We start from the raw sequence: 12,626 nt of genomic DNA on the forward strand, positions 1-12,626 counted from the left end.
AGCTATAAATTTTCTGGTATTTTATGAAAATACCATATTTTTTGGGTGTAAACTAATAAAATATTTTTTTATTCGCTGTGTTTGTAATAAAAAACGAATAAGTTTTGCAGAAATTAGTTTTTTCTACAATGATTTAATATAGGGGTCTTAATATTTTATAGATGGTTCAGTGGGAACTATAATTACATATCTTGGTTACCGTGTATGAATACTAGACTAATTTTAAGTGACTCTCATTAAATCATTTTGATTGATCTTTTTCAGTCGTATATGTTATTCTGTGCGCTGTATTGTTTCAATAGTTATGGTGTTCTGGTATTGTGACAACACCATATCATGTTCTTTGATCGACGATTAATTTATATTTTATATTATCTTCATCACCTGTGCTAAATATAATGCCTTTTGGGAAATAATCCCAGTGATTTAACTGTCTAGATCTCACAGCATCAGTTTTATGGCCCTTATCAGCATTTCAATTAATGTTGAAGTGTAAATATCTTGGACTATATCATCTATCATCTAAGTGAACTCTTGTGCTTTGATTATTTGCACCTGGGTTTTCTATTCATGCATATGATATATGCATAATTGTATGATTGTTTCACCATACTTCACCAGTTAGCGATCATTTACCATTTCCAATTAATTCTATTATTTCTTTTTTGAACACTAATCGTTTGACATTTAATATCGAAACTTTTGATGCTTCTTTAATCGCCTCTGTATATTGACCTAATTCTTTAACTCCATTTGTACCAAGTATTCTTAATAATTCTGGATTTTTAAAATCAATTCAATGTTTAAATTCATGCCATGCAGAATTTTTAATGTTTTCATTTCTTGCATGTTTGTCTAAATAGACTTTTACATTTTCTAATGATGATTTATATTGAGTCATTGCATCATTGTTTTTATCAATGCTTTGTGTCTTTATATGTAGTAAATTATTATTAAAATTAGATTCATATTCACTTTCAACATTAGAAATAATATTTTCATTATTTTGCACTATTGATTGGTTAGCTATTTTTAAGTCACGATCGCCAATGATATTATCATACTCTTTAATTCTATGAATTGTATCCTTATATGAATTTAGCGAATCTAAATATTTATCAATGATTTTTTTATTTGTGGCCATCTCTTTATCAATTTCGGATTTTAGTTTGTTAAATGCTTCTGTATTGTGGTCTTTTTTCAATCTTTCTATGCCAATTTTATTATTTCATTTTTCTTTATCTTTGTTTTTTAGATAACGTGTTTCACTCACTTCTTTACTTAATGTATTGTGTTTAGTAATTAAATCAATTTTTTCAGCATATCATTTTTCAACTTCTTGGGATTTTGTAATAGCCTTATTAAATTGATTTGAATTAAATTGATACCCTGTAAACGTTTTACTTAATTCAAGTTTTATATTGTTTACTCTATTCACGTCATTTTTTAATTTTTGATTTAATGAAGATAATTCGTTTTTATCCATCATTTTATTATCATTATCATTAAGAATGTATGAATCAAACAATTTTTCAACATCTTGGTATAAATTATTAAATTTTTGAAGTGATTTCATTACTATATAATCTATTATTTTTTTCGATAATTTTATCTATTGTTTCATTATTTTGTAGCATATTTTGATTGATAAATTCTTGAATATTATTAACGTGTTTTCTTATTGCTTCATCATTTTTTTCACGCGATATCTCTTCTATTATTTTTTTAACATTATTTAATGAATTAATTGCAGCATTGTGTTTAGGATAATTTTCTTTTCATTTATGAAATTCAGATTGAACAACTTTGATGTTTTGCTCTGTATCATTCTCTTTTAATTTGTTAATCAACTGGTTTTTAGCAGCATCAGGTATTTGATTTTTATTTTTAGCATCATTAATTGAATTAAACAATGCAGTTTCCTTATCAAAAATATTTTTTACGTCATTATATTTGTTGATAGCATTTTGTTCGCCATCCGTTGATTTAATTGAGTTTATTGCACTATCTTTTGTTTCTTGTTTTAATAAACTATTTGTATTGTTTAAATTTCTAATTTTTTCCGCTTGAACTTTTTTCTTATGATTTAATGTTTTTGCTTCTTGAAGTAATTGCTCAATTTTATCTTTGTTTGCTTTCTTAATTTGCTCAATATATTTACTTTTTTCATTATTTGATAGATATTCATGTTTTTGAATGTTTGAAGTTGAATCATTTTGTTTTGATTTTAAAGCTAAATCATCATAAATTTTTTGTGCTTCTTCACGTGTTGATGCGTCTTTAATTTTTTGAATAGCTTGTTGTTTTTCATTATTAACATTACTTAATTTATTTACTTTATCAATTAAATCTTTCTTAAAGTTATTTAAATTATTTGCATCTCGTTCAATTTTTTGAATTTGTTCTGATGTTGTAGCGTTAATTAGTTCTTTTGTTAATTTTTTAACATCATTTGTACCTAATGAATTGAAATTATTGTTGCTTTGGTCAAATTTGTTTTTTATTACTCTTTTTTGATTTTCAAGTTTAACAAAATCATCTTTTACTTTTGTATAAGCAGTTTTTTCATCATTATCAGTTATTGATTTTTTAATATTTTGGTTAAAGTATTCTTTGTTGAATAATTCTGAGTTTTTAATTGTATCAAACAAATTTTGTTTTTCAGTGTTTTTCTCAGTTATTCTTTTTACTATATTTTCAAGTTCATTGTGATTATCAGTAGTTACTTTTTCAATTTCTGCAATGATGCTTTGTTTTTCATTTTCACTTATGAATTCTAATTTTTCAACTTTAGATTCTGCTTCTAATTTAAGTGATTGAAGTTTATCGCCTTTTATTCTTGAAACAATTGCATCAATTGATCTTTCATTATCTTTTGAATTTATTTCTTCAGTTACTTGTTTTAATTCTTCCGGTTTATCTTTAAGAATTTTTTTGGCTAACTCAATAGCTTCGTGTTTTTTCTTTTCTAATGTTGCATCATTACGAAGCTTCGTAATCTCTTCCTTAGTTTTAGCGTCTGTAAGACCTCTTGTAAGTTTTTGTTTTCTTTCATCTGAAACAAAGTTTTTAGGGTTATTAATAACACCCTGAACTTGTTGTTTTAGGTTATTTAATTGTGAAATTTTGTCTTTTAGATCTTTTGCACTATCTAAATCAGATTCTTTAATTTTGTTAGTAAATTCTTTTTTAGTTTCTTCATTGAAGTTTAATTTATTGATTTCATCAACTAGTAGTTTTTTGCCATTATTTAAATTATCAGCTTCAGATTTAATATCATTAAATTGATTATTTGCATCACTTTCAATGCTGTTTATATTTTCAACTTTTTTGATTAAAGTATTTTTTTCTTCTTCCGAAATATATTGTGTTGCTAAAGAGTTTACGTGCTCTTTTACTTGCTTTTTAATTTTGTCTAATTCATTCGCTTTTTGTGTGATTTGGTCAATTTCTACTTTAGTTGAAGCACCATTTATTTGTTCTTCAAGAAGCTCTTTTTGAGCACTATTTAAGCTTTCTAATTTTTGAATGTTATCAATTGCAGATTTTTTGCCATTATTTAATTCAATTGCTTTATCAAGAACTTTTTGTGGAGTATTATTTGGGGTTTTTGTAGCGCTATTTGCATTTTTTATGTCTTCTAAAAATCTTTGTTTGTCACTAGTTGTTAAGTTTATTAGATTATCAATTTGTGAATATTTAGATTTTTTATCATCTTGTAAGGCTTGAGCTTCATCTATTATTTCTTTGACTTTTTCTTTAGAAGATGCACTAATTAATTCATTAATAACTGAATGTTTTTGCTCATTTGATAAGAAGTTAAATTCATTGTTAATTTTAGATTTAGCAGCCTGCTTATCAGTATTTATTTCATTAATTTGTAAAATTATTTCATCAATTTGATCTTTATTTGTTGCTTGATCAATTTTATTAAAGGCTTCTTGCTTAAATTGATTATTAAATAATTCATATCCATCTTTTAGTTGTTTTTTGACTTTTTCTTTTTCATTTGTAAGATTGATATCATTTTTAATTTCTTTTAATTTGTCAACAGATTTTTCAGATTTAATTTGCGCTTTAAATGATTCAACTTGTTCAGGTGATAAATATATTGCGTGAGCGAGTGTTGATTCAATATTTTTGTGTAATTTTTCCAATGCAATATTTGAATTATTTTGTTCATCGGTTTTTAATTTTGATAGTTGATTTAAAGCATCATTATATTTGGTTTGATTTATGCTATCTTCAATATTTTTTATATCATTTTGCAATCTTTGATTTGAAGAGTTATATTCGTCTACTAAAATATCAAAATCATCTGTTGAATTGATTTTGTCTAATGCACTTTGTTGTTTGTTTGCTAATTCATTTAAATTTGCATCAATGTCAGCTTTTATTTTGCTTAATTTGGCTTTTAATTCTTCTATTTTAGTATCTGAATTTGCTATAACTTGTTTTAATTCATTGTTTGAATTTAAAATATTTTCAGGTAATTGTTCAGTTAAAGAATTGATGTAATTATGAGCATCTTTGGCTACAATATTTTTCTTTTCAAAATCTTTAATAAATTCGGATATTGTAGGTAAATGCTCATTTAGTTTTGCGGAATCATTTATTTTTGCATTTAATAGTTTAATGTGCTTATTTATCTCTTCTAAGTAAGCTGTGTGGCGTTGTTCATTTGTTCATTCATTAAATGTTTTGATTAAATCCGCAACATGTTTTTCTGCCTTTTCAACATCTTTTGCCTTTAATGCTAAATCATCAATATGGGTTTTTGAATCCATAACTTCTGCGCGCTTTTTAGCTTCTTTTAACTCATTCATTGCTTTTTGCAATTCTTCATTGGCTTCGCTTAATCCGGGAAAATTAATATCTGAAGTATTATTTAATTTTTCAATGGCTTGGTCAGAAGTATCCTTTGCTTTTTTAACAATTTTATCGATTGTATCAATATTGGTTTTTAGTGTTTCTTCTGATTGGGTTATTTTAGTTTTAAGTTCTTCAATCTTAGTTTTGAATTTTGACAATGCTTGTTGAATTCTCTTGTAGTTTTTGTATTCATCTTTATCCAATTTTTCATAGTTGGTCTTATATTCATTTAGTTTAGTTTTTGAATTATTTATAGCATTTCTCAATGTATCAACTGAGTTTTTATTAGACTCAAGAGTTTGAATATCATTTTCAACATTTTGTCTTTTTGAATTGATTTCTTCAATGATTTTGTTTACTTGTCTAGGATTTAAACCATTGCCAATAATTGCAGATGCTGTTGCGCCTAGTGCAATTGCACTAGATGAAATAACTGTTGCATTAAATATAGTTCGTTTAACTGATTTTTTCATAAGATTGCTCCTATTCATATAGTTAATAAAATAAAATTAAATTATTATTTAACTATAATAAATATATTTATATATTTATGCTTAAATTCTAATCATTAAGCAAAAAAAAAAAAAAAATAGGACCGATTTGCCCCAAAAAAACGAAATGAAGCAATAAAAATATGGAATTTTATATTGATTTTATTTATTAAATAGTTTATTTATTTAATTTTAAAATTTAAACTTAATTTGATTTTTTGACCAAAATCAATATAAATTCAATTGAATAAAATAAAATTGATTGAAAAATAAATATTCTTTTGTTATAAATTATGAAACAAATAGAATTTAACGAATGAATATCAAAAAATGGGTGCGGCAGTAGTGCTATAAAATTCATTCAATAAATTTATTGGTTTTTAAAAAAGGGAGATCATATGACGTACTTATTGATTGGCGGTGCTGGATACATAGGTAGCCACGTAGCGGAAATTATCAACAAAAGCAAAAGAGATAAAGTGGTTATTTATGATAATTTATCAACTGGTTTTAGAGAATTTATAGAATCTGAAAGTTCATTTTTCGAAGGTGATATTTTAGATGAAAAATCTTTAGATACTGTGTTTCTAAATAATAATATTGATGTAGTTATTTATTTAGCAGGATTAATTAAAGTTGGCGAAAGTGTTAGTGAACCTTTGAGATACTACGAAACAAATATTCAAGGTCTTGTTAATGTTTTAAGAACAATGAAAAAACACAATGTAAATAATTTTGTTTTTTCTTCATCAGCTGCAGTTTATGGCAATGATTCAAAACATGGTGGATATTTTTATGAAGATGATGATAAAAATCCATGTAGTCCATATGGCAGAACTAAATATTTTGGTGAACAAATAATTCAAGATTTTGCAGTAGCTAATAAGGATTTTAGATATTCATTTTTAAGATATTTCAATGTTGGCGGCGCTTCAAAAAGTAAAAGAATTGGTTATTTAACAAAAAATGGATTAATGCCAACCCACATAATTCCGTCAATCAGTTATTATGCCTTTGGCCAAAGCAAAGAGTTTAAAATTTTTGGAAATGACTATAAAACTCCTGATGGAACATGCATTAGAGACTATGTTTATGTGGTTGAATTAGCGGAATTACACAAGTTAGTTGCTGAAAAAATGGTTCAAGATAATACAAATCTATACTACAACATTGGTAGTTCAAATGGTTTTTCTAACTTAGAAATTGTTAAAACATTTGAAAAAATACTTGATAGAAATTTAGGTATTGGTTATGGCCCAAGAAGAAGCGGTGACCCAGATATTTTAATTGCAGCAAACAAAAAAATTACCAGTGAATTAAATTATCAAATCAAAAGTGACATTAATGAAATAATTTCGAGTGAAATTGAATTTAGAAAACACCAACTAAAAAAGGACTAATATGAAAATAATTACTAAATTGCCACAAAACATCAATAAATATGACTATTTATTTATTGGCTCAGGACTAAGTACCGCTACTGTTTGTGCTACTTTGCCGGCTGATAAAAAAATCTTAGTTATTGAAAAAAGACCTCACATTGCCGGAAACATTTTCGATTACAACGAAAAAGGAATTTTAGTACATAAATATGGCCCACATATTTTTCACACAAATGATGAAGAAGTATTTACATTTTTGAATAAATTCACAAAATTTAATTCTTATAAAAATGTAGTTGAGGCCAAAATTGATGATAATTTAATTCCGTTGCCAATTAATATAAATTCAATTAAAATCCTATTTCCAAATGAAGCACAAGAATTCATAAATTATTTAAAATCTCAGTTCCCAAATCAAGAAAAAATTACTATTTTAGAATTGTCGAAATTAGATAAGTTCCAACATATTTATCAAACAATTTACAATCGTGTTTTTGCAAGTTACACTTCAAAAATGTGAAATAAAAGTATTGAAGAACTAGATGCTTCTGTGTTTGCACGGGTGCCAATTTATTTAAGTGAAAGAAACACTTATTTTACTGATAAATTTGAGGGATTACCAGTTGAAGGTTATACAAAGATGGTTGAAAATATGATGTCAAGTAACAATATTGAAATCATATTTAACACCAATATATCCGAAGTAATAAATTTCCAAAAAAATTCAATTTATATTGAAAATAGTAAAATTGATATACCAATAATTAACTGTGCTCCTATCGATGAAATATTTGGATACAAATTCGGTAAATTAACTTATAGATCACTTAATATTGAATTTGAGACACTAGGTGTAAAAACATTACAAAAAACAGCGGTTGTTAACTATCCTGAACACATATCAATGACAAGAATTACTGAATATAAGAATTTTTATCCTGAAAAAAATATTAATATTCAGCAAACCATTATTTCCAAAGAATACCCTGGTGATTTTGATGAAAATTCACAATTATTTTCTGAAAGATATTACCCTATTCCAAATGACATTTCTAAAGATCAATATTCAAAATACTCGTTAGAAGCTCAAAATTATCCTAATCTTTATCACTTAGGTAGACTAGCTAAATATGAGTATGTAAATATGGACCAAATTGTAAGAAAAGCACTAGATTTTGCTAAAAAATTAGACAAGTAAGTAAGCTAATTGCTTGCTTTTTTGTTGCTTAAATAATTAAAGTTACTTATGAATTTTGGATATTCGAATATGCTATAAAGTGGAATTTTGATTCAATTGTTTATTGAAATTTCTAGTCATTTTTACTAAATTTATAAATTTGTTATTTTTATTTTGAATTCAACGTATAAATTTATGTTATGAATTTATATATTTAATTATTTATTTTTAGAAGTAAAATAAAAACACAGGTATTTAAGGGTAAATATTATGAGAAAAAATAAAATTAAAAAAATGTCTTTAAGTCTTTTGTCAGGTGCATCTATCTTTGCGGCAGGAGCATTTGTTTTTAGTTGTGAAGTGTCTGACAATAATTCTAAAAAAAATAGTGGAAAGATAACATTTGGTGTAACACACGGTGTTATGGTCGATGATGATAAAAAAACAAATGCCGCAATCACTGATATAGATGGAAATGTTGGCATTCATAAAGTATCTGACACTAATAGCAATAATAACGATGGTGAAGAGAAAAAGCACACAATCACAACTGGAAATTTAATAGATAATAGTCAAGGAAATCACACTGGTGTAATACCAAAAACTAATTTTGATAATCCAAACCAAAATGATAATGGGACTACATCTAATTTAAACGTAGACAAACAAAAAAATGGTGGAAAGACTAATTCAACAGACCCTTTTAATGCTAAAACAGACAAAAAACCCAATAATGATCAAAATATTAATGAAAATATAACCAGTTCTAATAAAACCGAAAAAGATAAACCCGCCGCTACAACAACACTGCCAATTTCAACAAACTCTTCTGACGAAAATAAACAAATTTCTAAAGAAAACGAAAATAATTCAGCCGATAATTCTGCAAACAAATTAAGTGCTAATAATAAGAACAATCAAGAAGTTAGACATTCTAAAGTAGTTGATAGTTCATTTTATCCAACTCAACCAACCCAAACATTCAATGAAATTTCTATGCAAGAGCAAGAAATTAAAAATAAAATTTTATCTACAAAAAACTTAGCGTCTAACTTCTATTCACATCCCGACTTTAAATTTAAGGAAACTTCTTCAATTATTAAGGGCGATGGTAAAGACGCTAAAAAGTTGGAATTAGTAGATAAATCTGGACATCCTGTTGAAGGGGTTAAATGATTTATTAAAGCTCAGTATCCTGAAGAAAAAGTTTATTCATCAAGTGAAAAAACACCTCAAGATGTTTCAATAAGCATAACAAGTGACGGGGTTGTTACAGGCAAGGAACATGAGCAGGAACAAAGAAGTTATCAAGTTTGAGCAGAATATAAAGGTTATTTATTTAGAACAATTGTTCGTGTTCTTTCGAAATTTGAAGTTAAAGCATTAAATGAAGAAACATTGTCTATTGAAAAAGTTAGAGAAATTACAAAGAATTGACACAATTTGTCTGATGTTATCAAAGCTCGCAATGCATATGATTGAATTTCTAAAAATGTTAAATACCAAGAACGAGGAGATTTAGTATCTGACCAGACAGCTTACTCATGTTTAATTGAAAACCTTTGTGTTTGTGCGGGTTATGCCAAAGGTTTTCAAATGTTTATGAATGAATTAAATATCCCATCTAAAACAATTGTTGGTGCACTTAGAAATGAGTGGCATATTTGAAACCTTGTTGAGCTTGAAGGTCAGTGGTATCATGTCGATGTTACTTGAGATGCTAATACAGAATTTACTAAATATGGTACTAAAAAAACAAGAGCAACTTCATACACATACTTTTTAGTAAATGATAATGACATTGCACCAGGCAGAAAATTTAATAACTATATCCCTAAATCTTTGATGGGTGAAAAATACAGAGGATTTCAATTAGAAGGCTTAATAAAAAGCGAAGAAGATATCCGCAAAATTGTTGAAATGCAAGTGAGTGCAAAATATAATTCTGATTCAAAATTTGTAAGTTTTGTTACTGGTAACTCATTCACTGATCATGCAATGGTAGAAAGAATTATTAAAGAGAAAACAGGACATGATGCTGGTGAAAAACATACAGGGTATAGAAATAATTTCAGAACTTTAAAATATAAATTTTATATTGATTCGAGCAAAATTAATAACATAAAAACAATTCAACTGAAAGCAGATAATTTTAAAAATGATAAAAGTGACTATATTATTAAAGTTTCTGGCGTTGATCTTCCTACTTTAACAAAAGAAAATATTTGAGTTAAAGGCGCCTATATTGAAAAAGTTGAACAATCTGGCAATGATTATTTAGTTTATTTATCAAATTTCAATAATTTTGGCCAATCTGATGTTGAATTATCCGTTTATAAAATAGGATATAAATTTAATGTAGATAATTTAGGAAAGTTAAGTTTTGACGTTAAGCGGCACAATAAACCTCAAGCAAAACTTATTGGAGTTGATGAGAATTCCGGTATTTTACAAAACTTAGATTCAGGTATGGAATATCGTTTAGGTTTAGACGAATGAAAAGATATAACAACTAATCAAATTGAGTTAAAGGGTATTGGGACTAAATTAATTTCAATAAGAAAAAAATCATCAAAATCAATGATGGCTTCTGAAATTCAACTTATAAAACCACAAAAATATTCATATATTGATAAAGAAGTAAAAGTTTATGATAATAAAATTATTGGTGTTGATAGCAATATGGAATATCGTTTAATAAACACTCGTGACTGACAAGATATTAATTCAATTTATCTTGAAAACTTAAAACCAGGAACTTATGAAGTAAGAATTAAACCCGGCGAAAATCTTCTGGCTTCTGAATCAATTAAAGTGAATATTAATTAGTAAAAATAAACACCAAGATTTTACCTCGGTGTTTATTTTTTGAATGAATTGGTCAAATATTTACTAGTCAAATTGTGATTTATAAAGTTTTGCATAGCGGCCTTGCAAGGCAAGCAATGATTCATGATTTCCGCGTTCAACAATTTCGCCATTATCAATAAATAAAATTAAATCAGCGTTTTTGATTGTACTTAATCTATGGGCGATAACAACACTGGTTTTGTTTTTCATTATTGAATTTGCTAATGCATCTTGTATAACTTTTTCAGTATTTGTGTCAATATTTGATGTGGCTTCATCAAGTATTAATATTTTTTTATCGCCTAAAATTGCTCTAGAAATTGAAAGTAATTGTTTTTCACCTTTTGAAAGAAGTGAGTCATTGTTTTGTAATAATGTTTGGTATCCTTTTTCAAGTCTTAAAACTAAATCGTGAGCGGAAACTAGTGATGTTGATTCATAAACTTGGTGTTCTTTGGCATTTTGATTACCAATCATAATGTTGTTCATGACTGTGTCTTTAAACATGAATGAGTCTTGAAGAACAACAGCCATTGATTTATTCAAACTATTTTTGTTAATGTTTTTTAACTCATTTCCATCAATAGTGATTGAACCTTTTTCATAGTCATAGAATTTACTTAATAAATTAATGACTGTTGTTTTTCCTGCGCCTGTTGGCCCAACAAGGGCAATAGTTTGGCCTGGAAGTGCCTCAAAAGAAGCGTTTTTAAGTTGCCAGTTTTCTTTCGTTGTATCGTATCTAAAACTTACATTATTGAATATAATGTGGCCTTTCACATTGTTTAATTCAGTAGTTTCATGTGAGGTATCGGGTTCTTTAAGTTTCAAAATGTCATTAATTCTAGCAGTAGAAATAACACCATTTTGTGAGTTAAAAATTGTCATAATAATACCTTGTAATGCACCGGTAACATTATGAAGAAGTCCGACATATGCAATAACAAATCCAACATCTGGAACTTTTGTTATTGCTCCAAATAGTGGAATTGATGCATTTTTGAATCATAATGCTAATGCGGTTGCAATCAATACAACAAGGTTTGTACACATAATAAATCAAGGTATAAACATTTGTGTGTATAAGTCGGCTACAAAGGCATGATTTTTGATATCTAAAGCGATTTTATTGAATTTTTGTTCAGAATTTTGTTGTCTGCCGAATGTTTTTGTGATTTTCATGTTTTTGACTGATTCTTCTACATATGCATTTAAATCACCAAAATCGTCTCAAACCTTTTTAACATATGGACGTGATTTTTTAATCATTACAAGCCCGATTGAGAACAATGCGAAAGTAGTTAAAATTACAATTAGTGTGATATTTGTGCTATAAACAAACATCATTATTACAGTGATTATTAGGTGAGCAATATTTGAAAAAGTTTGTAAAAGCAATTGACTTAGTGTGCCACAAATATTATTTATATCGTTAACTAAGGTTGATATTAAATTTCCTGCTTTATTTTTATCATAATAGGAAATAGGCATTTTCAACAATTTTTGCATTGCAATTTTTCTCATATTCATAGCTGTAGAATAACTAACAACAATATAAATTCGGAATTCTAGACTTCTTAATATTGCATACAAAATAAATGAAGCCAACATAATTATTATTAATATTAAAAATGTTTTGTCGTCAAATGCTTCTTTTTGCTCAAAAACATTTTTTGTCAATGTTTTTGAAACAATTTGGCCACTTAAAATAATTCCAATAATATATGTAACTGAGTTAAAAATTGTTGTTAGAATACCAAAAAAGAATAATCAGGCGCTTTTTTGCGAATATTTACCAACAAGTTTAATAAGGCCGAGTGTTGAGCCAAACTTTGTTTGTTTTTTCATGATTAC

General features: G+C 26.8%; 6 protein-coding genes. 3 read left to right on the plus strand and 3 right to left on the minus strand.

Going from position 1 to position 12,626, the window contains the following annotated elements:
• Window positions 1-211 precede the first annotated feature (211 nt).
• Together EXC34_RS00905 and EXC34_RS00910 are read right to left on the minus strand one after the other, a co-directional pair.
• Complete coding sequence (locus EXC34_RS00905; protein ID WP_129687522.1) at window positions 212-1,576, minus strand: hypothetical protein; 1,365 nt, start codon at window positions 1,574-1,576, stop codon at window positions 212-214.
• Window positions 1,554-5,345, minus strand: a complete 3,792-nt coding sequence (locus EXC34_RS00910) for a GA module-containing protein (RefSeq protein WP_165001206.1) — start codon at window positions 5,343-5,345, stop codon at window positions 1,554-1,556. The genes EXC34_RS00905 and EXC34_RS00910 overlap by 23 nt, the downstream gene beginning before the upstream one ends.
• Window positions 5,346-5,761: 416 nt before the next feature.
• Between EXC34_RS00910 and galE the strand changes: the two genes are divergently transcribed.
• From galE to EXC34_RS03715, 3 genes are all read left to right on the plus strand, one after another.
• On the plus strand, window positions 5,762-6,763 hold the full coding sequence (galE, locus tag EXC34_RS00915; RefSeq protein WP_129687524.1) for a UDP-glucose 4-epimerase GalE: 1,002 nt from the start codon (window positions 5,762-5,764) through the stop codon (window positions 6,761-6,763).
• A 1-nt stretch (window position 6,764) separates the two neighbouring features.
• The gene (glf, locus tag EXC34_RS00920) at window positions 6,765-7,943 is read left to right on the plus strand and encodes a UDP-galactopyranose mutase (protein WP_129687525.1); all 1,179 of its coding nucleotides are present in this window, start codon (window positions 6,765-6,767) and stop codon (window positions 7,941-7,943) included.
• A 249-nt stretch (window positions 7,944-8,192) separates the two neighbouring features.
• The gene (locus EXC34_RS03715; RefSeq protein WP_220096527.1) at window positions 8,193-10,751 is read left to right on the plus strand and encodes an MAG6410 family transglutaminase-related lipoprotein; all 2,559 of its coding nucleotides are present in this window, start codon (window positions 8,193-8,195) and stop codon (window positions 10,749-10,751) included.
• A gap of 63 nt (window positions 10,752-10,814) precedes the next feature.
• Here the strand turns inward: EXC34_RS03715 and EXC34_RS00930 are convergent, their stop codons facing one another.
• Window positions 10,815-12,620, minus strand: a complete 1,806-nt coding sequence (locus EXC34_RS00930; RefSeq protein WP_129687526.1) for an ABC transporter ATP-binding protein — start codon at window positions 12,618-12,620, stop codon at window positions 10,815-10,817.
• Window positions 12,621-12,626: the final 6 nt, after the last annotated feature.

Source organism: Mycoplasmopsis bovigenitalium (assembly GCF_900660525.1).
Classification (GTDB): domain Bacteria; phylum Bacillota_I; class Bacilli_A; order Mycoplasmatales; family Metamycoplasmataceae; genus Mycoplasmopsis; species Mycoplasmopsis bovigenitalium.